21 protein-coding genes are annotated in these 25,639 nt (G+C 70.4%); 4 read left to right on the top strand and 17 right to left on the bottom strand.

The genetic code is table 11. From position 1 onward, the window contains the following. Positions 1-4: 4 nt before the first annotated feature. Positions 5-1,438, bottom strand: coding sequence for a pyruvate kinase (gene pyk / locus ACGFZA_RS33985; RefSeq protein ID WP_385282504.1), 1,434 nt, complete (start codon positions 1,436-1,438; stop codon positions 5-7). A gap of 345 nt (positions 1,439-1,783) precedes the next feature. Here pyk and ACGFZA_RS33980 point away from each other — a divergent pair, with 345 nt between their 5' ends. After that, positions 1,784-3,589: a bifunctional metallophosphatase/5'-nucleotidase gene (locus ACGFZA_RS33980; RefSeq protein WP_393684409.1), complete on the top strand. Its 1,806-nt coding sequence runs from the start codon at positions 1,784-1,786 to the stop codon at positions 3,587-3,589. 84 nt (positions 3,590-3,673) lie between these two features. Here ACGFZA_RS33980 and ACGFZA_RS33975 read toward each other — a convergent pair whose 3' ends face one another. The 4 genes from ACGFZA_RS33975 to pepN form a co-directional block, all read right to left on the bottom strand. Then, positions 3,674-4,780, bottom strand: coding sequence for a peptidoglycan-binding protein (locus ACGFZA_RS33975; RefSeq protein WP_393684246.1), 1,107 nt, complete (start codon positions 4,778-4,780; stop codon positions 3,674-3,676). Between the two features lie 311 nt (positions 4,781-5,091). Then, a complete protein-coding gene (locus tag ACGFZA_RS33970) occupies positions 5,092-6,510 on the bottom strand; it encodes a lysine N(6)-hydroxylase/L-ornithine N(5)-oxygenase family protein (protein WP_385282496.1) in 1,419 nt (472 codons plus the stop codon). Continuing rightward, entirely contained in the window at positions 6,507-7,907 is a 1,401-nt protein-coding gene (locus tag ACGFZA_RS33965) for a pyridoxal phosphate-dependent decarboxylase family protein (RefSeq protein WP_393684243.1), read from the bottom strand. The genes ACGFZA_RS33970 and ACGFZA_RS33965 overlap by 4 nt, the downstream gene beginning before the upstream one ends. Before the next feature lie 444 nt (positions 7,908-8,351). Then, positions 8,352-10,868 carry an aminopeptidase N gene (gene pepN / locus ACGFZA_RS33960; RefSeq protein ID WP_393684241.1) on the bottom strand — a complete coding sequence of 839 codons (2,517 nt, stop codon included), beginning with the start codon at positions 10,866-10,868 and terminating at the stop codon, positions 8,352-8,354. A gap of 230 nt (positions 10,869-11,098) precedes the next feature. Here pepN and ACGFZA_RS33955 point away from each other — a divergent pair, with 230 nt between their 5' ends. Further along, positions 11,099-11,590, top strand: a complete 492-nt coding sequence (locus ACGFZA_RS33955) for a MarR family winged helix-turn-helix transcriptional regulator (RefSeq protein WP_385282488.1) — start codon at positions 11,099-11,101, stop codon at positions 11,588-11,590. Between the two features lie 214 nt (positions 11,591-11,804). Here ACGFZA_RS33955 and ACGFZA_RS33950 read toward each other — a convergent pair whose 3' ends face one another. The 11 genes from ACGFZA_RS33950 to ACGFZA_RS33900 all read right to left on the bottom strand — a co-directional run bounded on the left by ACGFZA_RS33950 (position 11,805) and on the right by ACGFZA_RS33900 (position 22,151). After that, complete coding sequence (locus ACGFZA_RS33950) at positions 11,805-12,878, bottom strand: Rieske 2Fe-2S domain-containing protein (RefSeq protein WP_385282485.1); 1,074 nt, start codon at positions 12,876-12,878, stop codon at positions 11,805-11,807. 7 nt (positions 12,879-12,885) lie between these two features. Next, positions 12,886-13,116, bottom strand: coding sequence for a recombinase-like helix-turn-helix domain-containing protein (locus tag ACGFZA_RS33945; RefSeq protein WP_329542145.1), 231 nt, complete (start codon positions 13,114-13,116; stop codon positions 12,886-12,888). Between the two features lie 22 nt (positions 13,117-13,138). Continuing rightward, entirely contained in the window at positions 13,139-14,101 is a 963-nt protein-coding gene (locus ACGFZA_RS33940; RefSeq protein WP_393684237.1) for a PDR/VanB family oxidoreductase, read from the bottom strand. Beyond that, a complete protein-coding gene (locus ACGFZA_RS33935) occupies positions 14,098-15,768 on the bottom strand; it encodes a thiamine pyrophosphate-binding protein (protein WP_393684235.1) in 1,671 nt (556 codons plus the stop codon). Before ACGFZA_RS33935 ends, ACGFZA_RS33940 begins: the two co-directional genes overlap by 4 nt. A 34-nt stretch (positions 15,769-15,802) precedes the next feature. Further along, positions 15,803-16,588, bottom strand: a complete 786-nt coding sequence (locus ACGFZA_RS33930; RefSeq protein WP_393684233.1) for an SDR family oxidoreductase — start codon at positions 16,586-16,588, stop codon at positions 15,803-15,805. Positions 16,589-16,721: 133 nt separating this feature from the next. Next, entirely contained in the window at positions 16,722-17,480 is a 759-nt protein-coding gene (locus tag ACGFZA_RS33925; protein ID WP_393684231.1) for an SDR family oxidoreductase, read from the bottom strand. Then, a complete protein-coding gene (locus tag ACGFZA_RS33920) occupies positions 17,480-18,001 on the bottom strand; it encodes a cupin domain-containing protein (protein WP_148015699.1) in 522 nt (173 codons plus the stop codon). The genes ACGFZA_RS33925 and ACGFZA_RS33920 overlap by 1 nt, the downstream gene beginning before the upstream one ends. Positions 18,002-18,041: 40 nt before the next feature. After that, positions 18,042-18,845 carry an alpha/beta fold hydrolase gene (locus ACGFZA_RS33915; protein WP_393684228.1) on the bottom strand — a complete coding sequence of 268 codons (804 nt, stop codon included), beginning with the start codon at positions 18,843-18,845 and terminating at the stop codon, positions 18,042-18,044. Continuing rightward, the gene (locus ACGFZA_RS33910) at positions 18,842-19,681 is read right to left on the bottom strand and encodes an aspartate dehydrogenase domain-containing protein (protein ID WP_385279669.1); all 840 of its coding nucleotides are present in this window, start codon (positions 19,679-19,681) and stop codon (positions 18,842-18,844) included. Before ACGFZA_RS33910 ends, ACGFZA_RS33915 begins: the two co-directional genes overlap by 4 nt. Continuing rightward, entirely contained in the window at positions 19,678-20,643 is a 966-nt protein-coding gene (locus ACGFZA_RS33905; RefSeq protein ID WP_393684226.1) for a VOC family protein, read from the bottom strand. The genes ACGFZA_RS33910 and ACGFZA_RS33905 overlap by 4 nt, the downstream gene beginning before the upstream one ends. A 29-nt stretch (positions 20,644-20,672) precedes the next feature. Beyond that, positions 20,673-22,151 (bottom strand): aldehyde dehydrogenase, encoded by a 1,479-nt coding sequence (locus ACGFZA_RS33900; protein ID WP_385279663.1) that lies wholly within the window; start codon positions 22,149-22,151, stop codon positions 20,673-20,675. Positions 22,152-22,460: 309 nt separating this feature from the next. Here ACGFZA_RS33900 and ACGFZA_RS33895 point away from each other — a divergent pair, with 309 nt between their 5' ends. Together ACGFZA_RS33895 and ACGFZA_RS33890 are read left to right on the top strand one after the other, a co-directional pair. After that, complete coding sequence (locus ACGFZA_RS33895) at positions 22,461-23,897, top strand: MFS transporter (protein WP_385279661.1); 1,437 nt, start codon at positions 22,461-22,463, stop codon at positions 23,895-23,897. Positions 23,898-24,729: 832 nt separating this feature from the next. Continuing rightward, positions 24,730-25,233 carry a hypothetical protein gene (locus ACGFZA_RS33890; RefSeq protein ID WP_385279658.1) on the top strand — a complete coding sequence of 168 codons (504 nt, stop codon included), beginning with the start codon at positions 24,730-24,732 and terminating at the stop codon, positions 25,231-25,233. 67 nt (positions 25,234-25,300) lie between these two features. Here ACGFZA_RS33890 and ACGFZA_RS33885 read toward each other — a convergent pair whose 3' ends face one another. Continuing rightward, on the bottom strand, positions 25,301-25,636 hold the full coding sequence (locus ACGFZA_RS33885) for a chorismate mutase (RefSeq protein ID WP_393684223.1): 336 nt from the start codon (positions 25,634-25,636) through the stop codon (positions 25,301-25,303). Positions 25,637-25,639 lie beyond the last annotated feature (3 nt).

Genomic DNA, 25,639 nt, shown 5'->3' with positions numbered 1-25,639 from the left:
CCCCCTACTTCGGGCTGTCGTCCTCGCCGATGTGGTGCACCCGCACCAGGTTCGTCGAGCCCGCTACGCCCGGCGGGGAGCCTGCCGTGATGACGACGACGTCGCCCTTCTGGCAGCGGCCGATCTTCAGCAGTTCCTCGTCGACCTGCGCCACCATCGCGTCCGTCGAGTCCACGTGCGGCCCCAGGAACGTCTCCACGCCCCACGTGAGGTTCAGCTGGGAGCGGGTGGCGGGGTCCGGGGTGAAGGCCAGGAGCGGGATGGGTGAGCGGTAGCGGGAGAGTCGCTTGACCGTGTCGCCGCTCTGGGTGAAGGCGACCAGGAACTTGGCTCCGAGGAAGTCGCCCATCTCCGCTGCCGCGCGGGCGACCGCGCCGCCCTGGGTGCGGGGCTTGTTGCGGTCGGTGAGGGGCGGGAGGCCCTTGGCGAGGATGTCCTCCTCGGCCGCTTCGACGATGCGGGACATCGTGCGGACGGTCTCGATGGGGTACTTGCCGACGCTGGTCTCGCCGGAGAGCATCACGGCGTCCGTACCGTCGATGACGGCGTTGGCGACGTCGGAGGCCTCGGCGCGGGTGGGGCGGGAGTTGTCGATCATCGAGTCGAGCATCTGGGTGGCGACGATGACCGGCTTGGCGTTGCGCTTGGCCAGCTTGATGGCGCGCTTCTGGACGATCGGGACCTGTTCGAGGGGCATTTCGACGCCGAGGTCGCCGCGGGCGACCATGATGCCGTCGAAGGCGGCGACGATGTCGTCGATGTTGTCGACGGCCTGGGGCTTTTCGACCTTGGCGATGACGGGGAGGCGGCGGCCCTCCTCGTCCATGATGCGGTGCACGTCTTCGATGTCGCGTCCGCTGCGGACGAAGGAGAGGGCGATGATGTCGGCGCCGGTGCGCAGGGCCCAGCGGAGGTCTTCGATGTCCTTTTCGGAGAGGGCGGGGACGGAAACGGCGACGCCGGGGAGGTTGAGGCCTTTGTGGTCGGAGACCATGCCGCCTTCGATGACGGTGGTGTGGACGCGGGGGCCGTCGACTCCGGTGACTTCGAGGGTGACGCGGCCGTCGTCGATGAGGATGCGTTCACCGGCGGTGACGTCGGCGTTGAGGCCGGTGTAGGTGGTGCCGCAGGCGTGGCGGTCGCCTTCCATGGGTTCGACGGTGATGGTGAAGTCGTCGCCGCGTTCAAGGAGTACGGGTCCTTCGCGGAAGCGTCCGAGGCGGATCTTCGGACCTTGAAGGTCGGCGAGGATGCCGACGCTGCGGCCGGCTTCGTCGGATGCTTTGCGTACGCGGTGGTAGCGGTCTTCGTGTTCGGCGTAGGTGCCGTGGCTGAGGTTGAGTCGGGCGATGTCCATTCCGGCGTCGACCAGAGCTTTGATCTGGTCGTATGTGTCGGTGGCGGGTCCTAGGGTGCAAACGATTTTGGCTCGGCGCATAGGGCGAGCCTAAACCTTACCTACGGGTAGTTAATTGGCCGCGCATGACTGGTCAACGTCCTTTGGGTGAAGGGTTTTTGACAAGTGTTGAATTGTGCGGCGGGGTGCTCGGATGAGCGTTCGGTGGTGGGTTCCTGCGCCGTGGGGGCGGGTGGTGTCGGCTGAGAGTTCGCGGTGGCAACCGGATGAGGGTGTGGGGGTCATCGAATAGCAACCTGCCGGGGGTGTTGCCGGGGGCGGTGCGTGGGTGATTATCTACGCGCGTTGTCCACGCGTGCGTGGGGTCTACGCGCGTTGTGTACGGACAGAACTGTGCACGGAGAGAACAGAGATGTGGGAGACGAGATGCCGCTGAACCGAAGGACGTTCCTGGGCACATCGGCTGCGGCCGGGGCCGGTGTGGCGATCGTGGGCGGTGCTGCGGGGCCGGCGGCGGCGCATGGTCACGGGCACGAGCACGGGCGTCCGCCGAAGCGGTACTCGTTCACCGTGATGGGGACGACGGACCTGCACGGGAACGTCTTCAACTGGGACTACTTCACCGACAAGGAGTTCGACGACAAGGCGCACAACGACGTCGGTCTGGCGAAGATCTCGACGCTGGTGGATCAGGTCCGCCGGGAGAAGGGCCGTCACAACACCCTGATGATCGATGCGGGTGACACGATCCAGGGTACGCAGTTGTCGTACTACTACGCGAAGATCGATCCGATCACGGCGAAGCGCGGGCCGGTGCATCCGATGGCGCAGGCGATGAACGCGATCGGTTATGACGCGGCGGCGCTGGGCAACCACGAGTTCAATTACGGCATTCCGGTGTTGCGGAAGTTCGAGGAGCAGTGTGATTTCCCGCTGCTGGGTGCGAACGCGTTGGATGCGAAGACGCTGCGGCCGGCGTTCGCGCCGTATGTGATCAAGAGGTTGCGTACGCCGCACGGCCGGGATGTGAAGGTGGCGATTCTGGGTCTCACCAACCCGGGGATCGCGATCTGGGACAAGGCGAATGTGGGCGGGAAGATGGTGTTCCCCGGCCTTGAGGAGCAGGCGGCGAAGTACGTGCCGCGGCTTCGTTCGATGGGTGCGGACGTGGTGATCGTGTCGGCGCACTCGGGGAACAGCGGGACGTCGTCGTACGGCGATCAGATTCCGTACGTGGAGAACGCGGCGGGTCTGGTGGCGGAGCAGGTGCCGGGGATCGACGCGATTCTGGTCGGTCACGCGCACCTGGAGATTCCCGAGTACTTCGTGGAGAACAAGGAGACCGGCAAGAAGGTCGTGCTGTCGGAGCCGTTGAAGTGGGGGCAGCGGTTGACGTTGTTCGACTTCGACCTGGTGTGGGAGAAGGGGCGCTGGGTGGTCGAGAAGGCCGGTTCGCAGGTGCTGAACTCCAACACGGTGGCGGAGGACCCGAAGATCACGAAGATGCTGGCGGACGAGCACACGAAGGTGGTCGCGTACGTCAACCAGGTGATCGGTACGTCGACTGCGGCGATGACGACGGCCGAGGCGGCGTGGAAGGACGAGCCGATCATCGATCTGATCAATGTCGTCCAGGCGGAGACGGTGAAGGCGGCGCTGGCCGGCGGTGAGTACGCGGCGCTGCCGGTGCTGTCGCAGGCGTCGTGTTTCTCGCGTACGGCGCAGATTCCTGCGGGGAATGTGACGATCAAGGATGCGGCGGGTCTGTATCCGTTCGAGAACACGCTTGAGGCACGGCTGGTGACGGGCGCGCAGATCAGGGATTATCTGGAGTTCTCGGCGCGGTATTACGTGCAGACGGCGGCGGGTGCGCCGGTGGATACGGCGAAGCTGACGAACGCGGACAACACTCCGGACTACAACTACGACGCGGTGTCCGGTCTGACGTACGAGATCGACATCGCGAAGCCGAATGGTTCGCGGATTGTGAACCTGTCGTTCGAGGGGAAGGCGATCGATCCGGCGGCGCAGTTCGTGCTGGCGGTGAACAACTACCGGGCGAGCGGTGGGGGTAACTTCCCGCATGTGCCGGCTGCGAAGCAGTTGTGGGCGAATTCGGAGGAGATCCGGAACACGATCATTGCGTGGGTGCAGGCGAAGGGTTCGGTGGACGGTGCGGCGTTCGCTTCGGTGGACTGGCGTCTGACGCGGGATGGTTCGCCGGTGTTCTAGGCCTCTTCTTCGTGTGTGATGACGGCTCCTTCCCGCCGCGGGTGCGGCGGGAAGGAGCCGTTGGGCGTTGCGGTGGTGCTGGTGTCAGCGGGTGCCGAGCAGGGTGCGCCAGGTGTTCGGGCCGATGACGCCGTCGACGGCCAGGTGGTGGTTCTTCTGGAAGGCCGTGGCTGCCGTTTTGGTCTTGGCGCCGAACTTGCCGTCGACGGCGATGCTGTAGCCGTAGACGTTCAGTTGTGTCTGTGCGGCCTTCACTGCCTGGCCGGACTGGCCGTACTTGACCGTGGTGGTCAGTTTGGACCAGGTGTTGGGGCCGATGACTCCGTCTGCGGTGAGGGACCGGGACTTCTGGAATCGGATCACTGCGGCGCGGGTCTTCGGGCCGTAGCTGCTGTCGGCTGCGACGGTGTAGCCCCGCGCGGTCAGGAGTTGCTGGGCGGATTTCACGTCGGCGCCCTTGGAGCCGCTCTTGAGGGTGGGCCAGGAGGCGCTGGGGGCGGGGACCTGTCCGCCGCCGCCGCCGCCGCTGCTGCCGCCGCTGAGCTTGAGCGGGCGGAAGGGGTCGTAGTGGTCGCTGCCGATGCCGTACTTGAGCTGCCGGTGGGTGGTGCCGTAGGTGCCGCGCTGTTCGTATGCCCAGTAGGCGCTGTGGGAGGTGTTGGCCCATTTCTCGAATATCACCACGTGGCGGAAGTCGCCGTCGGTGGTGCTGTAGTCGATCAGCAGGTCACCCTTCCTGAGCTGGCTCACGCTGCTGAGCCGCTTGGTGACGCCGTTGCGTGAGTCTGCCAGGCCGACGGTGTTCAGGCCGGGCTTTCCGAGGCCGAGTGTCATGGAGACGTAGCCGGAGCAGTCCTGGCGGTAGCCGTCCTTCCAGGTGCGTTCCATGCTGTAGGGGACTGCGTGTCCGTTGTTGGCTGTGAGCCAGGTGCGGGCTCGGTTGATCATGGTGTCGGGTGAGAGTGTGGCTGTGGCCATGGTGGTGAAGTCGTTGGCCTGGGTGACGAGTGTGCTGTCGGCTTCGGGTTCGGGGCCGTAGTCGGTGTCGTTCCGGGCGGCGGCGGTGGCCGGCTGTGCGGGGTCGCTGTCGGCGAGCGCGGGTATGACGGCGATTGCGGCCGCGACGCCTCCGGCGGCGACGCCGATGAGGGCGATCTGCGTGCGGCGTGTGAGCCGGTTGCGAAGAGTCATGGTTCCCCCGTTGGTTCCGTGGTGTGGTTCGCCGGCCGTGTGCTGTCCAGGGCGGTGGGTGCTGTCGTTCCTGGGGTGCGGGCTGCGGCTGCTGACGGGTCACCACGATGGCGGGTGCGGCTGCTGCGGCCCAGCGTTGTGCGGAAGCCGCATCAGTTGGTGACGTGACCTCGACAATGTTGGGGGGTGCGGCCGGTCTCGTCACAGTCGTTCGTTTTGGCGCCGGGTGTGCGTGAGGCGGCCGCCGTTCTCCTGTCACGGGAGAGGGGCGGCCGCTTTCTGTGTGTGAGTCGCCTGGTCAGCGGCCCTGGTCAGTTGCCTTGGACGAGGGGGACGAGGACGGGGGGTTGTGCGGGGATGTTCGGCTGGTGGGGGGTGAGGCCGAAGGTGGTGAAGGCGGTGCGTTGCGGGAGGGGGTAGGGGGTGGTGCCGGTGAGGTTGTTGAGGATGGTGGCGCTGCGCCAGGCGGCGAGGCCGAGGTCGGGGGCGCCGACGCCGTGGGTGTGGCGTTCGGCGTTCTGTACGTAGATGTTGCCGGTGATGGCGGGGTCGAGGTCGAGGCGGTACTGGTCGTCGATGCGGGGGCGTCCGGCGGTGTCGCGGCGCAGGTGGGTGCCGAGGTTGCCGAGGATCTGGTCGAGGGGGCGTTCGCGGTAGCCGGTGGCGAGGACGACGGCGTCGGTGGTGAGGCGTGATCGGGTGCCTTGTTGGGTGTGTTCGAGGTGGAGTTCGACGCGGGTGGTGGCGAGGCGGCCTGCGGTGCGTACGTGGACGCCGGGGGTGAGGGTGGCGTCGGGCCAGCCGCCGTGGAGGGTGCGGCGGTAGAGCTCGTCGTGGATGGCGGTGATGGTGTCGTGGTCGATGCCTTTATGGAGTTGCCATTGGTGGGGGACGAGTTGGTCGCGTACGGGTTCGGGGAGTGCGTGGAAGTAGCGGGTGTAGTCGGGGGTGAAGTGTTCGAGGCCGAGTTTGGAGTACTCCATGGGGGCGAAGGCGGGGGTGCGGGCGAGCCAGTGGAGTTTTTCGTGGCCTGCGGGGCGGGCGCGGAGGAGGTCGAGGAAGATCTCGGCGCCGGATTGTCCTGATCCGATGACGGTGATGTGTTCGGCGTCGAGGAGTTGTTGGCGGTGGTGGAGGTAGTCGGCTGAGTGGATGACGGGGGCGGTTCCGGCGTCGGTGAGGGGTTTGAGGGGGTCGGGGATGTGGGGTTCGGTGCCGATGCCGAGGGCGATGTGGCGGGTGTGGGCGCGGCCGAGGGCTTCTGCTTCGCCGTCGGGTCCGAGTTGGGTGAAGTCGACTTCGAAGTGGGCGTGTTCGGGGTTCCAGCGGATGGCGTCGACCTGGTGGCCGAAGTGGAGGTCGGGGAGTTGTTGGCTGACCCAGCGGCAGTAGGCGTCGTATTCGGCGCGTTGGATGTGGAAGCGCTCGGCGAAGTAGAAGGGGAAGAGCCGTTCGCGGGTGCGTAGGTAGTTGAGGAGGGTCCAGGGGCTGGTGGGGTCGGCGAGGGTCACGAGGTCGGCGAGGAAGGGGACTTGGAGACTGGCGCCGTCGATGAGGAGGCCGGGGTGCCAGTGGAAGGCGGGGCGTTGTTCGTAGAAGGCGGTGGTGAGGGGGGTGGGGAGGCCGTGGGCGAGGGCGGCGAGGGAGAGGTTGAAGGGGCCGATGCCGATGCCGATGAGGTCGTGCGGCTGATCGGTGTCGGGGGTGGGCCGGTCGGGCCGGGCTGTCATCGGTTGGTGCTGCTTTCTGTGAGTTCGGCGGTGAGGTGGGTGACGAGGTCGATGAGTTGGTTCAGGTCGTCGGGGGTGGTGTGGGGGTTGAGGAGGGTGGCTTTGAGCCAGAGGTGGCCGTGGGTGCGGGTGCGGCCGAGTACGGCGTGGCCGCGGGTGAGGAGGGTGCGGCGGATGGTGGCGACGGTGTCGTCGTCCGCGTCTGTGGGGCGGAAGAGGACGGTGGTGATGGTGGGGCGGTCGTAGAGGTCGAGGGCGGGGGTTTTGGTGATGAGGTCGGCGAGGTGGTGGGCGGCGGCGCAGGTGCGGTCGATGAGGTCGGCGAGTCCGGTGCGGCCGAGTGCTTGGAGGGTGACGGCGATCTTGAGTGCGTCGGGGCGGCGGGTGGTGCGCAGGGAGCGGCCGAGGAGGTCGGGGATTCCGGCTCGGGTGTCGTCGTCGGCGTTGAGGTAGGGGGCGTGGTGGTGGAGGGCGTGGAGGTGGCGGTGGTCGGGGACGGCGAGGATGCCGGCTGATGCGGGTTGCCAGCCGAGTTTGTGGAGGTCGAGGGTGACGCTGTGGGCGCGGTCGAGGCCGTTGACCTTGTGGCGGTGGGTGGGGCTGAGGAGGAGGGGTCCGCCGTAGGCGGCGTCGATGTGGAGTTCGGCGCCGTGGGTGTGGCAGAGGTCGGCGATGTCGGTGAGGGGGTCGATCTGGCCGGTGTCGGTGGTGCCTGCGGTGGCGGTGACGAGGAGGCGGTGGCCTTGTTGCCGGGTGAGGGTGTCGTTCAGTGCGGCGAGGTCGAGGGTGCCGTCGGGGGCGGGGACGGTGAGGGGTGTGGGGAGGCCGAGGAGCCAGGCGGCGCGGGTGATGCTGTGGTGGGCGTTGGCGCCGGTGATCGTCTGGACGGGGCCGTGGCGTTCGCGGGCGAGGAGCAGGGCGAGTTGGTTGGCTTCGGTGCCGCCGGTGGTGATGAGGGCGTCGGGGTGGGGTTGGTGGGGGTAGATCTCGGCGGCGAGGGCGGCGGCGGTGTCGGCTTCGAGGGTGGAGGCGGCGGGGGCCTGGTCCCAGGAGTCCATGGAGGGGTTGAGGGCGGAGGCGGCGAGGTCGGCTGCGGTGGCGAGGGCGAGGGGCGGGGTGTGGAGGTGGGCTGCGCAGAGGGGGTCTGCGGGGTCGGCGGCGCCTTCGGTGAGGGCGCCGATGAGGGTGGCGAGGGCGTGGTGGGGGCCGGTGCCGTGTTCGGGGATGACGGGGTCGAGTGCGGTGCGCATGTGGGTGGTGACGGTGTCGGGTCCGCCGGCGGGGAGGGGGCCGTCGCGGCGGCGGGCGCCTTCTTGGAGTGCGGTGAGGACGGTGTCGATGAGGGGGCGCAGGGCGGTGGGGCCGGTGGTGGATCCGGCGAGGGGTGGGGTGGGCATGGGTGGGTGGCCCTTCGGGTGCGCATGGGTGGACATTCCAGCTTGTCCGGGTTTCGGTGGGCGCTGCCGGGGAGCCTGGTGATCTGAACTCGAAAGGGGGATGGGTGGGCGCTTGGGGGCGTGGGTGAGGGGTTCGGGTGGTAGTGGGTGCGCGGCCGGGGGGCGCGGTTGTGGGTGTGGCCGGGGGATGTGGGTGTGGCCGGTGAAGGGTGCCGCCCGGGAAATGGGTGGCCGGTTGGGCGTGTGCCCCGGATACGGGTGTGCCCGGCCCGCCCTCGGAGTGAGGGCGGGCCGGGCACGGGTGGTGCGTCCGGGCGGTGGTGCTCGGTGCGGTGGCGCTTTGGTTCGGTGGCGCCCGGTGCGGTGGTGACCCGGCACTCAGGCGCTTTGACGCGGTGGCACCGTGGCTCGTTGGGGACGTGGCGCGGTGGTGCGGCGCCTTGGTCAGTGCGCGTTGCGGACGGTGAGGGCGCGGCGCAGGTCGTCGATCTGGTCGGTGAGCTTGCGGCGCAGGGCGGGGATGAGGCCCTGGTCGGTGAGTGCTTGTTCGCCGCGGTGGAGGCTGTCGGCGTCGATGGCGTACGCGGGGAAGGCGTAGCGTCCGGCGGCTTCGGCGATGGCGGGGCCGCGGCGGACGGCGAGTGCGGTCGCGTCGGGGTAGTAGCGGGGGACGTACGGGGTGAGGAGGTCGGTCTGTTCGGGCTGCCAGAAGCCTTGGGCGGTGGCGGTGAACAGGTAGTTGGAGAGGCTGTCGTCGGTGAACATGGCCTGCCAGGCGGCGGCCTTGGCCTCCGGGGTGGGCAGCGCGGCGCGGCAGCGGGCGGCGCCTTCCTGGCCGGTGGCGCTGGGGTCGGCGGCGAGTTCGGTGGCGATGGCCGTCTCGTCGGTGGCGCCGAGGACGGCGAGGCGGGTGAGGATGCGCCAGCGCAGTTCGGGGTCGAGTTCGGGGCCGCCGGGGACGGTGCCGTCGGTGAGCCAGCCGTGGATGGTGTCGGGCTGGGTGGCGGCGTCGATGAGGTGGCGTACGGCGATGAGGCGGAGGCCGGGGTGAGTGCCGTCCTCGGTGCGGCGGATGAGGTCGCGGTTGAGGGCGGTGAGGGTGGCGAGGGCTGCGGGCCGGTCCTCGGGGGTGACGTAGCGTGCGGCGATCTGGGTGTCCGCGAAGGCGAGGACGCCTTGGAGGAGGGCCAGGTCGGTTTCGTGCGGGAGGTGGGTGCGGGCCGCTTCGAGGTAGGTGGCGGGGGCGAGTTCGCCGTCGCGGACCATGTCGCGGGCGGCGTTCCAGACGACGGCGCGGGTGAGGGCGTCGGGGATGCCGGAGAGGCCGTCCAGGACGGTGTTCCAGGATTCGGGGTCGAGGCGGATCTTGGCGTAGGTGAGGTCGTTGTCGTTGAGGACGACGAGGGCGGGACGCCGGCCGGGACGGGTGGTGGGGCCGTCCTGCGCGCTGTCGTCGTGGGGGACGCTGATGTCGAAGCGGTCGCGCAGGACGAGGCGGTCGGGGCCGGACTGGGTGTCGATGGTGTGGTCGTAGGTGCCGACGGTGATGCGGTGGGGGCGGGTGCCGTGGTGGTCGACGGTGAGCGACCAGGTGGTGTCGGCCTCGGTGACGTGGGGGGTGAGGGTGTCGACGCCGGTGGTGCGCAGCCACTGGTCGGCCCAGGCGTGGACGTCGCGGTCGGTGGCGGAGGCGAGGTTGTCGATGAAGTCGGCGAGGGTGGCGTTGCCGAACTTGTGGCGGGCGAAGTGGGTGTTGATGCCGGCCAGGAAGTCCTTCTCGCCGAGCCAGGCGACGAGTTGGCGCAGGGCGGATGCGCCCTTGGCGTAGGAGATGCCGTCGAAGTTGAGCATCGCGGACGCGGTGTCGGGGACGGCGGCGGGGTCGGGGGCGACGGGGTGGGTGGAGGGGCGCTGGTCGGCGTCGTATCCCCATCCCTTGCGGGCGACGCCGAAGTCGACCCAGGTGTCGGTGAAGCGGGTGGCTTCGGCGAGGGTCTGGTAGCCCATGTACTCGGCGAAGGACTCGTTGAGCCAGATGTCGTCCCACCAGGCGAGGGTGACGAGGTCGCCGAACCACATGTGGGCCATTTCGTGGGCGATGACCATGCCGCGGGTCTGGCGTTCGGTGTCGGTGACGGCGGAGCGGTAGATGAACTCGTCTCGGAAGGTGACGAGGCCGGGGTTCTCCATGGCGCCCGCGTTGAATTCGGGGACGAAGGCCTGGTCGTAGGAGTCGAAGGGGTAGGGCTCGTCGAACTTCTCGTGGAACCGGTCGAAGCAGGCGCGGGTGATGTCGAGGATCTCGTCGGCGTCGGCGTCGAGGTGGGGGGCCAGCGAGCGGCGGCAGTGGATGCCGAAGGGCAGTCCGGCGTGTTCGGTGGTCACGGAGTGCCAGGGGCCTGCGGCGACGGCGACGAGGTAGGTGGAGATGGGCGGTGTGGGTGCGAGGGTCCATCGGCGGTCGCCGGTGTGCCGGCCGATGCCGTTGCCGAGGACGGTCCAGCCTTCGGGTGCGGTGACGGTGAGGTCGAAGACGGACTTGAGGTCGGGCTGGTCGAACGCGGCGAAGACGCGCTGGACGTCTTCCATGAAGAGCTGGGTGTAGACGTAGGTCTCGTTGTCGGTGGGGTCGGTGAAGCGGTGCATGCCTTCGCCGGTGCGGGAGTAGCGCATGGCGGCGTCGACGTGCAGTTCGTGGGGGCCGGCGGTGAGGCCGGTGAGGGGGAAGCGGTTCTCGGTGAGGTCCGCGGGGTCCAGGGGGTGCCCGTCGAGGCTGATGGCACGCAAGGTGGCGGGCTTGAGTTCGACGAAGGTGTCACCGTCGGCGAGTGCGGTGAACCGGATGACGGTTCGGGAGTCGAAGCTCTCCTCCCCCACGGTCAGATCGAGGTCGATCGTGTACCGCTGTACGTCGAGGAACTGGGCTCGGGCCTGCGCTTCATCGCGCATCAGTACGGACATGGGAGCCATGCTGCCGTATGCGGTCGGCGGTGTGCAGGCGGGTTCTCGCTGGGCTGACAGGGCCGGGCCCGGTCCTTTGAGGGCTAAGATTCTTGACGACGTTGTACCTGCACGGAGGAGTGCCCGGGATGGCGAAGAAGCAGGCTTCCGCGAGTTCGGGCGTTGCCGGGGGGTCCGGGGACGCGGCGGGGTCCGGGGATGCCGCGGGGTCCGCGCCGCGGCAGGATGCGGTGGCCTCGATCGTTGCCGACTGGCGGCGGGAGCGGCCCGAACTGGATACGGCGCCGCTGGAGGTGTTCGGCCGGCTGCACCGGGCGTTCCTGCGGTACAGCACGGCGATCTCGCGGCCGGTGGAGCGCAAGGGTCTCTCGATGGCCGGTTTCGATGTGCTGACGGCGCTGCGCCGGGCGGGGGCGCCGTTCCGGCGTACGGCGGGTGAGCTGGCCGATTCGGGGCTGATCAGTTCGGCGGGGGTGACGCTGCGGATCGACCGTCTGGAGAAGGACGGGCTGATCCGGCGGGAGCGGGATCCGCAGGACCGCCGGGTGGTGCATTCGCGGCTGACGGACGAGGGCCTGTCGGTGATCGACGCGCTGTTCTCGGAGCATCTGGACAACGAGCGGCGGATGCTGGCGGGGTTGTCGCCGGCGGAGTGCGCGCAGTTGGCGGGGCTGCTGGAGAAGCTGGAGCGGTCTGTGCTGGCGGCGGAGTCGGGCGAGTAGCGGCGGGGCGCGGTGCGGTGCTCCGCAGGGTGCGGTGCGGTGCCGCGGTGCGGGTGGCGGGTGCGGTGCGCCGGTACGGGTACGGGTGCCGGTGCCCCGATGCGGGGGGGGTGTCCTCAATCGCCGGACGGGCTGGATGTGCCGGCGGTGCGCTTGTGTCAGCGGCGGCCGACGCCCGGTCCGGCGAATGAGGATCTCCTCGCGGGGGCGGCGCTCAGTCGCCCGCCGTTGCCGCCTGGGCTTCCGCTTCCGTGCGGTACATGCGGCGGACCCGGACCACGCCGAGGTCGTGCTGGTAGAGGTTCTCCGCCTGGTCGGCGTCGGAGCGCAGGTCCTCCAGCATGATGCGGTCCTGTTCGAGGACCTCCCAGTGGCGGTCCTCCAGGAGTGTCCTGTAGAGGAAGCGCCAGGTGTCGCGCTGCCAGTCCGCCACCTTGCGGTAGCGCCAGAAGAAGACGGCGCAGCGGTCCTCGTCGATGGGGGTGGCCATGCCGACGATGCCGAACGGGCCGCCGGGGCCGGCGGTCGGCGGGTACGGGATGGTGAGGTCGACCCAGTCGACGCCGGTGCGGCAGAGCTCGACCCAGTCGAAGTTGATGCCGCTCTGGTCGGTCTTCTCGAAGAAGAAGCCGCGTTCGGTCTCGCGGATGCGGAAGCGTGCGGTGGTCTGGCCCTCGGCCATGCTGTGCGAGTCGCGGTGGAGGAACGAGCCGTGCATGGGGTCGAGCAGGTTCTCCACCGCGTAGCGCCAGTTGACGTTCCACTCGGCGTAGCAGAGGAATGCGGAGGTGCCGGGGTCGGTGAGGTGTTCGGGGAGGACGAGCGGTGCGGGTTCGGGGTGCTCGTTGTCGCCGAAGTAGGCGAGGATCGCGCCGCCGGTCTCGATGACGTGGGGGGCGGCGACGAGCTGTTTGCCTTCGAGGTTGCAGCCGGGCAGGCCGGGGACGGCGGCGACGGTGCCGGTGCCGTCGACCTGGACGCCGTGGTACCAGCAGGCGATGCGGTCGCCGAGGTGTTTGCCGAGGGAGAGGCGGGCGCCGCGGTGGGGGCAGCGGTCCTCCAGCATGTGGAGGGTGCCGTCGGCGCGGCGGAAGAGGAGCCATTCCTCACCGAGGAGGGTGAGGCGCTTCATGCCGCCGGCGGGGACGAAGCCGGAGGGGCAGACGGCGTACCACTGGTTGCGGATGCCGGTGGCGTAGAGCCGGTCGGCGCTCCGGTGACCGGGGCGGGCGACTTCGGAGGGGCGGGTGGGGGTACCCGGGTGCACGGTGGTGGTGTCGGTGGTCATGGTCGTCTCACGCTCCCAGGCGTCGCATCTCGGTGCGGAAGGTTTCCTCGGTCCACGGGCTGCCGTCGGGGGCGGGCAGGTCGCGGGCGTTGAGTCCGGCGACGAGGCCGGGCAGGTCGTGGGCTCCGCTGCCGAAGACCTCCTCGATCACCGCGGCGAGCTTCTTCTCGTACGGGGTGGGCTCGGCGGTGCGTGCCTGGTGCGGGTCGAGGTACTGCGGGGTGGTCGGGCTGGTCATGTCGGCTCCCTTCGGGGGCGTCTCAGAGGTCGAGTACGAGGCGGGGGGTGCGGGCGCGGGAGACGCAGAGCATCATCGAGGCGCCGGCTTCGCGTTCGGTTTCGGTGAGCAGGAAGTCGCGGTGGTCGGGGGTGCCTTCGAGGACCTTGGTCTCGCAGGTGCCGCAGATGCCGTCGCGGCAGGAGGAGGCGACGGGGATGCCGGCGTTCTCCAGTGCGTCGAGCGCGGTGGTGGCGGGGCCGACCTCGATGGTGCGTCCGGTGCGTGAGCAGACGATGTCGAAGCTGCTGTCCTCGCCGTCGCGGGGTGCGGCGGTGGGTGCGGCGAAGCGTTCGGTGCGGGCGTCGGGGTGGCGTTCCTCGACGGCGGCGAGGAGGGGTTCGGGGCCGCAGCAGTAGACCTGGGTGCCGGGGGCGAGGTCGCCGAGGAGGGTGTCGAGGGCGATGTGGCCGTGTTCGTCCTGGGGGACGAATGCGACGGATCCGCCGGGGAGTTCGGCGAGGGCGGTGAGTTCGGCCGCGAAGGCCATGGAGGTGCGGGTGCGGCCGCCGTGGACGAGGCGCCACGGTGTGCCGGTGCGGGTGGCTTCGCGGGCCATGGCGAGGAGCGGGGTGATGCCGATGCCGCCGGCGATGAAGAGGTAGCCGGTGGCGTCGCCCGTGGTGTCGAGCTCGAAGTGGTTGCGGGGGCCCTGGACGTGGAGGGTCTGGCCGGGGCGGAGCCGGGTGTGCAGGTGGGCGGAGCCGCCGCGGGAGGCGGGTTCGTGGAGGACGCCGATGCGCCAGTGGGTGGTGTCGGCGGGGTCGGAGCACAGGGAGTACTGGCGGATGTGTCCGCCCGTGTGTACGTCGATGTGGGCGCCGGGCTGCCAGGCGGGGAGGGGGTCGCCCGCGGGGTGGGTGAGTTCGATGCTCAGGACTCCGTCGGCCTCCCAGGTCATGCGGTGGACGAGCAGGTCGAGCCGGGGTTCCTCGGCGGGCGTCATGACGGGTTGCCTCCTTCTCCAGAGGTATCGGTGGCGGTGGCGGGGAGCTTGACGGGCGGGGTGAAGGGGGTGTTCATCGGGCCGAGTGCGGCGAGGTCGATCTCGACGAGGGTGGGGCCCGGGGAGGCGATGGCTTCTTTGATGACGGGTCCGGCGTCGGCTTCGGCGGCGATGCGTGCGTACGGGAGGCCGACTGCGGCGGCGAGGAGGGCGAAGTCGGGGGTGGTGAGGTCGACTCCGGAGCGGCGGGGGAAGTGGTTGTCCTGCATGTTGCGCAGGACGCCGTAGCCGCCGTCGTTGAAGACGAGGAGGGTGAGGTCGGGCTTCTCCTGGGCGAGGGTGAGGAGTTCACCGAGGTGGACGGCGAGGCCGCCGTCGCCCGCGATGACGACGGTGGGGGTGTCGGGGCGGCCGAGTGCGGCGCCGATGCCCATGGCGAGTCCTTGTCCGATGCCGCCGCCGCGGGGGAACACGTTGGTGGCCGGGTCGGTGATCTCCAGGAGCCGGTTTCCCCAGGTGGAGGAGGGGATGGTGACGTCGCGGGCGATGACGGAGCCGGGCGGGCAGGCGTCGCGGATGGCGTCGTTGATCGCGGCCTGGGGTCCGATGGCGTGGCGTTGCGCGGCGCGGGCGTCGGTGCGGGCGCTTCGTACGCGGTCCGGCCAGCTCTTCTCCGTGGCGCCGCTGGTGACGCGGCCCAGGAGTGCGGCGAGGACGGTGGCGGCGTCGCCGGTCAGGGCGTGGGTGGCGGGGTACACGCGGCCGGGGGCTGCCGGGTCGAGGTCGAGCTGGATGTGGACGGCGGGGAGTTCGAGGCTGTAGTCGGCGGTCTCGTTGGAGCGGAAGTGCGTGCCGATGGAGAGCAGGACGTCGGCTTCGGCGAGCAGGGCGCGGCCTGCGGGTGCGGTGGCGTAGTTGCCGAGGACGCGGTCGTCGGACTCGGGAACGCTGCCGCGGCCGGAGTTGGAGGTGACGAGCCCGGCGTTCAGCGCATCCAGGAGTGCGGCGAGTTCGGGGCGGGCGCTGTTGGCTCCGCCGCCGGCCCAGACGAGGGGGCGGCGGGCGGCCGAGAGCAGGGCGGCGGCCCGGTCGAGGAGTGCCGGGTCGGGCAGGGCGGGGATGGCCGGCCTGGGCACGGGGGTGCCGGTGAGCTGCTGGGGGGCGAACTGCAGGTCGATGGGCCATTCGACGCTGACGGGGCCGTGCGGTGCGGTGAGTGCGCGGGCTGCGGCGTCGCGGAGGATGGGGCCGGCGTCTGCGGCGTCGGTGACGGTGACGGCGTGGGTGGAGACCGCGCGGAGCATGCCGAGCTGGTCCTTGGTCTCGTGGATGAAGCCGCGTCCCGAGCCGAGGTATGCGCTGTCGATCTGTCCGGTGATGTGGAGGACGGGGGTGCCGGAGCTGAGGGATTCGATGAGGGAGCCGGCGGCGTTGCCGGCGCCGGTGCCGGTGCTGGTGAGGGCGCAGCCGAGGTTGCCGGTGGCGCGGGCGTAGCCGTCGGCGGCGTTGACGGCGGCGGCTTCGTGGCGGACGGGGACGAAGCGCAGGTCGCGGTCGACGGCTTCGACGAGCGGCAGGTTGTGCACGCTGACGATGCCGAACACCGTGTCGACGCCGAGTCCGCGCAGCGTCTCGACGAGCAGGTCGCCGCCGTTGGGTCGGGTCATGTCGGGGTGCTCCTGGGGGTGGTGGGGTGAGGGGTTATGCGACGGCGCGGTTGACGCCGCCGCATACGTCGACGGTGGTGCCGGTGATGTAGGACGCCCTGGGTGAGAGGAGGGCGGTGACGGCGTACGCGACTTCGTCGGCGTTGCCGAGGCGGCCCAGTGCGATGCCGCGGTCGGCGGCGAGTGCGGCCTGCCAGGCGGTGTAGTCGAGGGGGCTACCGGAGGCTGCGTGGCGGCGTTCCCACTGTCCGGTGTCGACGAGGCCGAGGCAGACGGAGTTGACGCGGATGCCGTCGGGGGCGAGTTCCTTGGACAGGGAGGTGGAGAGGTTGAGGATGCCGGCGCGGGCGGCGCTGGTGGTCATCAGTGCGGTCTCGGGCTGTTTGGCGAGGACGGCGTTGATGTTGACGACGGAGGCGTGGCCGGAGGCGCGCAGGTGGGGCAGTGCGGCGTTGAGGGGGTTGAGGACGCCGAAGAACTTGAGTTCGAGTTCGTCGCGCCAGTCGTCGGCGGTGGTCTCGGCGAAGGGTTTCATCCGGGAGGCGCCTGCGTTGTTGACGAGGCCGTCGAGGCCGCCGAGGTGGTCGGCCGCGGCCTGGGTGAAGGCGCGTACGGCGGCTTCGTCGGTGACGTCGCAGGGGGCGTGGTAGAGCGTTTCGGGTCCGGCGAGGCCGTCGAGGGCGGTGGCGAGGGCGTCGGCGCGGCGGCCGCAGGTGGCGACGCGGGCACCTTCGGCGAGCAGCATCCGGACCGTGGCGAGGCCGACGCCGGAGCTGCCGCCGGTGACGAGGATGCGGTGGCCTTTCAGGCGGAGGTCCATGGGGTTCCTTGCGGTTGGGGGCGGCGGCGGGACGGGGCGCTCCGCGGGGGCACGGGGACCCCCGTGCGGGGGTGTCCTCAATCGCCGGACGGGCTTGATATGCGCGGGCTTGATGCGTGCGGGCTTCGTGGCGTCAGTTCATCGTGAAGCCGCCGTTGACCGCGAAGGTCTGGCCGGTGATGTAGCCGGACTCGTCGCCGATGAGGAAGGCGATCAGGCCGACCAGGTCCGCCGGCTGCTGGGGGCGGGAGATCGCCCGGTTGAGGCGGTAGAGCTCGTGGCGTTCGGCGGGGATGTCGACGGCGGACTCCCCTTCGGTGAGGCCGGGGGCGACGGCGTTGACGGTGATGCCGAGGTCTCCGGTCTCGCGTGCCATGGCCCGGGTGAGGGAGATGACTGCGCCTTTGGAGGCGATGTAGTGGGCGAGCCGGGGTGAGCCGTACAGGGCGGCGTCCGAGGCGAGGTTGACGATGCGTCCGCTGCCGTGGGCCCGCATGAGCGGGAGGAGGGCGCGGGCGACGAGCCAGGGGCCGCGGGCGTTGACCGTCATGATGCGGTCCCATGCCTCGATGTCGATCTCGTGGAAGGGTTTGCCGCCAACGGCGTTGGCGAGTCCGGCGTTGTTGACCAGTCCGTACAGCCGGCTGCCGTCCTCGGCGAGGGTGGCGGCCAGGGCGGCTGCGGAGTCGGGGTCGGCGACGTCGAGCGGGTGGTAGTCGGCGGTGATGCCCTCGGCGCGCAGTTCCTCGGCGGCCCGGGTGCCGGTGGTCCCGTCGAGTTCGGCGATGACGACGCGGTGGCCGTCGTTGCCGATCCGGCGGGCCGCGGCCAGTCCCAGGCCGCGGCCGGCGCCGGTGACGACGACCGTGCGGGGGGTGTCGTCGGTGGCCATCAGTCGCGGGTGATGCCGTGCATCGGGGAGTGCGCGGGGTAGGTGGGGACCTGCGGCTTCTGCGTGCCGATGATGACGCAGAACAGGGCGTCGGTGTCGCCCTCGTTCTTCAGGGAGCGGGCGACTCCGGCGGGGACGACGATCATGTCGCGGTAGCCGAGGGTGCGGTATTCGGCCTCGTCGGCGCCGCGGTGGATGCCGACCTTGACCTGGCCCTCCAGGACGAAGAAGGCCTCTTCGACGTCGTGGTGGGTGTGCTCGGGGCCTTCGGCGCCCGGCGGGAGCAGCATGTTGGAGAGGGTGAAGCCGCCGGAGGGCAGGATGCGGTTGTCGTTCTCGTGGTTGCCGGTGGCGCCGGAGCCGACGTAGCGGATCTGGGCGCGGCGGTACTGGGCGCCGGCCTTCTCCTGGAAGGAGAGGGTGTTCCAGTCGGGTTCGCGGGAGTCCTTGGTGGCGATGAGGGAGTCGGTGAACTTCGCGAGGTCGCCGTCGGTCTCGTAGGGGGTGTTGTCGATGGGCACGGGATGCTCCTCGGTTCGGTGGTGGGGCTGGGTGGCGTCGTTACGCGGGGGTGCGGGCGACGACGTGGAGGTGGGCGCGGACCCAGGCGTTGAAGGCCTCGGGGCGTTCCTGGTTGGAGAGGTGTCCGGCGCCGGAGAGGGTGACGTAGACGGAGGTGTTCAGTCCGCCGGCGATGGCCTGTGACTCGTCGGTGCCGGTGACGGTGTCCTGTTCGCCGCAGAGGACGAGGGCCGGTGCGGTGATGGCGGGCAGGTCGTCGGTGAGGTCGGCTTCGGCCATGGACGCGGCGGCGTATCCGTAGCCGGGGCTGCGGATGGAGGCGGCCATGGTGGCGACGACGCGGGCGACGAGTGCGGGGGGTGCGTCGGCGGAGACGAGGCGTGGTCCGCGGGTGGCGGCGAAGGTTTCGGGTCCCTGGTCGGCGAGTTGTGCGGCGCGTCCGCGCATGGCCGTCGCCTTGTCGGGGTGGGTGCCGGAGCCGCGGCTGGAGTCGGCGACGATCAGGGAGGCCACCAGTTCCGGGTGGCGGGTGGCGAGGCGGAGGGCGATGACGCCGCCCCAGGAGACGCCGAGGACGTGGGCGGGGGTGCCGTGTGCGCGGATCAGGGCGGCGGCGGTGTCGGCGTAGCCGTCGAGGCCGGGGGCGTGGTCCGGGTCGGCGGAGTCGGCGTAGCCGGGGGCGTCCCAGGCCACGACCCGTACCTGGTCGGCGAGTCCGTCGAGTTGCGGGGCGAACGCGGCGGAGGAGGAGCCGATGCCGTGCAGGCACAGGAGCAGCGGGGCGTCGGGGTCGCCGGCTTCGCGGGTGTGGACGGCCCCGGCGGTGGGCGTCGCGGCGGTCACAGGATCTGTCCCGCGCGGCCGACGACGGCGCCGAGGCTGCGGAGCACGGCGTGCGGGACGACCTGGCTGGTGGCGGGGTTGGCTTCGTCGGGCCGGTGGGCGACCTCGAAGCGGTAGCTGCCGTGCGGGCCGGCCGCTTCGATGACGTGCCGGGTGAGGGTGGCGGCCGGGTCGGCGACGACGACGACCTCGACGAGGGCGGGGTCGCCGGTGGCGAGGGCGACGGACGCGGCGACGTTGGTCGATTTGGGGAACTTGACGGGTACGTCGCGTGCGGTGCCGCGCATCACCTCGACGGGTTCGGTGGTGGTCCGCAGCCGTTCGGTCAGTTCGGCGTCCATCCAGGGCTGGTGGAGGGTGGCGGGGAGTTTGGTGGTGGTGAGGGTGACGGAGGTGAGGGGCCCGAGTCCGCGGACGGCCTGGAGGAGGTCGAGTCCGCCGACGGCTCCGCCGGTGAAGTAGACGCGGCCGGGTCCGGCGGCGCGCAGCCGGTCGGTGAGGTCGGGGTCGACGAGGGCGCCGGTGGAGGCGATCAGCAGGTCGGCGCCGCTGTCGAGGACGCGTTCGGCCCATTCCCGTACGACGGCCTGGCCTGCTGCTTCGACGATGAGGTCGCAGACGGTGAGGGCGTCCTCGAAGGAGAGCTGGGGTGCGGGGGCGTCGACGAGGGGGCGGTTGTCGATGATGCAGGTGAGTTCGGCGCCGGGGATGCGGCCTTCGGCGAGTGCGGTGCCGACGACGCGTCCGATGGCGCCCCAGCCGACGAGGCCGATGCGGCGCACGGGGCGGGCGGGCCGGGTGGTGGTGTCCGGCCCCGGGGTGAGGGTGGCGGTCATGCGGTCACCTCTTGCGGTGCGTCGGTGGGGGTGGCGAGGGGGCCGGGGTCGGGGGCACCGGCCATGTGGCAGCGGATCTCGGGCGAGGGCGGTCCGGCGGTTCCCCACAGGTCGGAGAGGTCGGGGGTGCGGCGCCAGACCTTGGCGATCCAGGCGTCCTCGACGATCTGGGCGACTTCGGAGGTGTACTCGCAGACGAGCCCGGCGGGGTCGGTGAAGTACGAGAAGGTGTTGTTGCCGGGGCCGTGCCGGCCAGGACCCCACTGGGGGTTGATGCCGTGGTGGCGCAGGCGGCCGAGGCCGCGCATGAAGTGGTCGACGTCACTCATCTCGTAGGCGACGTGGTTGAGGGAGGTCCACTCGGCCTGGTTGAACGCGATGCAGTGGTGGTCGGCGTTGCAGCGCAGGAACGCCATCTGGTGCTCGGACCAGTCGGAGACGCGCAGGCCGAGGACCGAGGTGTAGAAGGCGACGGCGGCGTCGATGTCCATGGTGTTGAGGACGGTGTGGGTGACGCCGACGGGGACGGCGGCGTCCCGGCCGCGCGGGGTGACGGCGTGGGTCTGGGCGCTGAGTTCGATCAGCCGGCCCTCGGGGTCGGTGAAGCGCAGTCCGTAGCCGCCGCCGACCTGGTCGAGGGGGCCGGGGCCCGCGACGGGGGCGATGCCTCGGGCGAGGAGCCGGCGGGCGGCCTCGTCGATCTCGGCGGGGGTGGCGACGGCGAAGGTGATGCGGCCGAGGCCGTTGGCTTCGCCGCGGGTGAGGTGGAGGACGTGGTGTTCCTCGCCGGTGCCGCGCAGCCAGGTGGCGTCCGCTTCCTGTTCGACGGGTTCCAGGCCCCAGACCTCGCGGTAGAAGTCGGCGGACTGGGTGAAGGCGGGGGTGCGGAGCTCGACGGAACGCAGGGCGCGCAGCCGGGCGACGGGTTCCAGCGGGGGGCGTGCGGTGTTCTCGTACGGCATGGGGGGCTCCAGGTTCTTCTCGCTCGGCCCTAGGAGGCCCAGGGCAGCGGGGTGGTGTCGGTGGCCCAGTAGAGGGACTTCTGACGCTGGTAGCCGCGGATGAGGTCGCGGCCCTTCTCGGTACCGATACCGCTGTCCTTCAGCCCGCCGAACGGGGTGGAGATGCTGAACTGCTTGTACGTGTTGATCCAGACGGTGCCCGCGTCGATGCGGCGGGCGAGGCGCCAGGCGCGGGCGTGGTCGCGGGTCCAGATGCCGCAGGCCAGTCCGTAGACGCTGTCGTTGGCCTGGGCGACGAGATCGTCCTCGTCGTCGAAGGGCAGGGCGACGACGACCGGGCCGAAGATCTCCTCCTGGCAGACGCGGGCGGTGTTGGGCAGGCCGTCCAGGACGGTGGGGAGGTAGTAGGCGCCGTCGCGGTAGCGCTCGCCTTCGGGTGCCGCTCCCCCGCACCGGACAGTGGCGCCCTCCTCGCGGGCCAGGTCGACGTAGGCGGCGACGCTGTCGCGGTGGCGGTGGTGGACGAGCGGGGCGACCTGGGTGTCGGGGTCGGTGCCGGGTCCGACGCGGAGCTTCTCGGTACGGGAGACGAGTGCGCCGAGGAACTCCTCGTACCGGGAGCGGGCGACGAAGAGGCGGGAGCCGGCGATGCAGCTCTGTCCGCTGGAGGAGAAGACGCCGTACATGACGCCGGCGAGGGCCTGCTCCAGGTCGGCGTCCTCCAGCACGATCGTGGGGGATTTGCCGCCGAGCTCCAGGGAGACGGGGATCAGCTTGTCGGCGGCGATGTGGGCGAGGGTGCGGCCGGTGGCGGTGCCGCCGGTGAAGGTGATCTTCTCCACGGCCCGGTGGCGGACGATCGCGTCGCCGATGACGCTGCCGCGGCCGGGCAGGACGGAGAGCAGCGCGGTGGGGAGCCCGGCCTCGGTAAGTGCCTGGTGGACGAGGCGGCCGAGCGCGAGGGCGACGAGGGGGGTCCACTCGGCGGGCTTGAGGAGGACGGCGTTGCCGGCGGCGAGTGCGGGGGCGAGCTTCTGGGCGTCGCTGGCGATCGGCGAGTTCCAGGGGGTGATCGCGCCGACGACGCCGATGGGTTCGTGGACGCTCATCGTGACGTAGGGGCCGCGGGAGGGGGTGAGGGTGTCCTCGGCGGTCTCCAGGGCGGCGGCGGTGTAGCGGAAGGTGCCGGCGGCGCTGAGGACGAGGGCGCGGGTTTCGGTGCGGCATTTGCCGGTGTCGGCTGTCTGCAGGGCGGAGAGCCGGTCGGCGTTCTGCTCGACGAGGTCGGCGATGCGGTGGAGGAGCCGGGCGCGGCGGTGGGCGGGGAGTTCGCGCCAGGCGGGGTCGTGGGCGGCGCGGGCGGCGGCTTCGGCGGCTTCCTCGACGTCGTCGAGGGATGCGGCGTGCACGGTGGCGATGACCTGGCCGGTGGCCGGGTCGACCGTCTCGATGAGGGCACCACGGCCCTGTCGCCACCGTCCCGCGACCAACACCTCGTCGGCAAGCATCAGTTGGCCTCCTGCAGTCGGATCGGTTACCTCAGGGCTAAAAATCTAAGTGCTTAAGTAATCCACCGCAACCCCCCTCGGCAAAATCTCCCTTTGCCTCCAGGGGCTTGACGGGCAGCACCCTCGGACCGGTAAAACTTAAGCACTTAAAAGCTAGGCACTTACAGAGACCCGTGGGCGACTTCACCCGCTCACGAGCACCGCGCGACCGTTCCCACCCGTACGCTCGGCTCGTTCCCGCCCCTCTGTGACCCCGTACACCTGGCTCCCCAACCGCTCCGGCCCCACGCGGAGCAGGAGGAACCCTGGATGAGCACCGACACCTCGAAGGGCGCCGCCCCCGGCCCCTCGCCGGCCGGCCCCACCCGCGCCACCATCGCCGCCCGCTTCGAGCGCCTGCCGCTCTCCCGCTGGCATGTCACCGTCCGCCTGATCGTGGGTGTCGTCACCTTCTTCGAGGCCTTCGACCAGCTGCTGATCGCCTACGCGCTGCCGGAGCTCCGCGACGAGTGGCAGCTGTCCACGGCCGACGCCACGGCGGTCCTCACGGTCGGCTCGGCCGGCATGCTCGTGGGCGCCCTGCTGTCGGGCCGGCTCGCCGACCGCTACGGCCGGGTGAAGGTGATCGCGTACTGCGTAGCCGCGTCCGGTGTCGCGAGCCTGGCGCTGACCGCCTGCACCTCGCTCACCCCGTTCCTGGCCCTGCGCTTCCTCCAGGGGCTCGCGATCGGGGGCGAGGTACCGGTCGCGGCGGCCTTCATCAGCGAGATCACCCGGAGCTTCAAGCGGGGACGATTCGTCCTGCTGTACGAACTTGTCTTCCCGGCCGGCCTCACCATCGGCGCCCTGGTCGCGGCCTGGGTGGTCCCGGCGGCGGGCTGGCGCGTGATGTTCGCGGTCGCCGCCGTGCCCGGCCTGCTGGCCTTCCTCGTCCAGCGCAAGGTCCCGGAGTCGCCACGCTGGCTGGCGGAGCGGGGGCGGCTCGACGAGGCCGAAGCGGTCATGACCGGGATCGAGGCCAAGGTGACGGCGGCGACGGGCGAACCGCTCCCCCGCCCGGCCGCCACCACCGCCCCCGCCGCCCCGGAGCCCGCGGCGACGCCCGCCACCCCGGCCGAACGCGCCGCGACCGGCGCCCGCGGCCTGTTCACCGGCCGCTACCGGCGCCGCACCCTGGTCGTCGGCGCGATCTGGTTCACCGGCTACTTCGTCAACTACGGCGTGACGTCCTGGCTGCCCAGCATCTACAAGGACGCGTACGGACTCACCCTCTCCGACGCCCTGCTCTACTCCACGGTGACCTCGGTCGCCGGCCTGCTCGGCTGCCTGATCGTCGCCCTCACCGTGGACGTCCTGGGCCGACGCCGGATCTTCGCCCTCTGCCTCGGCGCCTCGGCCGCACTCCTGCTCACCCTGGCCGCGCTCGGCGCCGGCACCCCCGCCGAGGTCCTGATCTGGACCTCCCTCTCGGCCGTCGGCTTCTTCGGCTCCAACATCTGCCTGTACCTGTACACGCCCGAGCTCTACCCGACCCGGATGCGCGCCCTGGGATGCAGCGTCGGCGGCGCGGTGAACAGGGCGGGCGTCATCCTCGGCCCGATCCTGGTGGGCATGGTCTACGCGGCGGGCGACAGCGTCGCCCCGGTGTTCGTGATGCTGGGCGCCGTCGCCGCGGTGGGCGCGGTCGTGGCGGGGGCGTTCGCGGAGGAGACGGCGAACCGGCCACTGGAGGAGATCTCACCCTGACGGTCCGGCCCCGTCCCCCGGAAGGAGCCTCACCCCGACACACGGGGCCCCGGCCCTTCGCCCGGAAAGGGACCCCACCCCGACGGGACGGACCCCCGGCCCCCTCCCCCGGAAAGAGGCCTCACCCCGACGGGACGGACCCTTCACCCGGAAGGGGATATGGGGGCGATATCCGTGCATGATCCGACCGCGGGAGACGGGCGCCGACTGATGAAACCCTCACGCACCAGGCAGCCGGCACCCCTCCCCCGACGCGACGTCCGCCCGGAATCCACCGATGCACGGGAAACGCCGATCGCACTCCCCGAAACGCGAGCCCGGATTCACTGATCCACGCATTCCGGCGGGGCAGGCATTTCTGCACCATGAAATGCCTTTCGGTATTCCGCCCGGCCGCCCCCTCCCGGCACGGTGGGCCCGGCACGGACATTCGGCCGAGCCCGGGGAGATCACCCCGAAGACCCCGAAGATCATCCGCCGCTCGCGCCGCCCACGTCGATCCACCCCCGGAAACGAAGGCCCGCAGGTCCCGGCAATCCCACCTCCGCTCGGCGGGGGACGGGTCACGCGGGTCGACGCCCTCACGCACCCCGCCGATTGAGACGCACATCACACCCTGACCCGTGATCACTTTACGGGGACACGCCAACTCCCATATCGCATAAATCCTGCCGCGCGATCACCGCCGGGATCACCATGAGTAACCCCCTCCTCTTCCCCCTCATGAGCCCTCCCCTTCGCCTTTTCAAGAAACGGCGCGAGCCCATAGAGTGCCGAATACCCGCCGAAGCGCATGCGGCGTGGAATGCATTTTGTTGATGAGGGGATAATTATGTCGCTCAAGAGATCCCGGACGGCCAGAATGCTGTCCGCCCTGGGAACCATTCTCGGCGCGCTGGCGCTCGTGTTCACGATTCCGAATGCCGCCTTCGCCGCATCGTGCAGCGGTTCCGGGTGCGACGACCACGACCCGAACATTCAGACCTGGCAGGAGGGCCCTGTCACCAACTACACCGTCCAGGTCGGGGGCTCCGAATTCCTGGAGCTGCGCTGGGGGAAGACGGACGGCGACCAGTACAGCTGGGCGCGGCTGGAGTACTTCAGCATTGCGCCGAATTACCACATCATGGTCGAGCGCTGCAACAAGAGCGGCACCTCGTGCACCACGTACCTCGGTTACACCAAGGTCGGCGCCTCCGGCTGGACCGCCAAGGTCGCCGGCACCAGCAACACGTACGTGACCCGCACGCCGATGTACTACAACCCCTCGACGTCCAAGGCCCGAGCCTGCATCGTGAAGTCGAACGGCGCCACGACCTGCACGCAGTACTACTGAGCCGGTCGTCCGCAGGGTCTTCCCGGGCGCCCGGCGGGGCGCCCGGGAAGACCCGGTGGGCCCCCGCTCAAGCGGCAGGGCCGCTATCCCCGTTCGCCGACTCCTCCGCGATCCGCTCATGGTGCCGGATGACTTCGGCCACGATGAAGTTCAGCAGCTTCTCGGCGAACGCCGGGTCCAGGTGCGCGCTCTCCGCCAGCTGGCGCAGCCGGGTGATCTGGCGGGACTCCCGGGCCGGGTCGGCCGGGGGAAGCTGGTGGGCGGCCTTGAGGTGGCCGACCTGCTGGGTGCACTTGAAGCGCTCGGCGAGCATATGGACAACAGCAGCGTCGATGTTGTCGATGCTCTCGCGCAGCCGGTTGAGTTCGGCGCCTACGGAATCGTCGATGTCGCTCGTGGTCATGGT

Source organism: Streptomyces sp. NPDC048211 (assembly GCF_043202315.1).
GTDB lineage: Bacteria > Actinomycetota > Actinomycetes > Streptomycetales > Streptomycetaceae > Streptomyces.
Note: the sequence above shows the minus strand (reverse complement) of the source record. Positions and strands in the feature narration are given on the sequence as shown.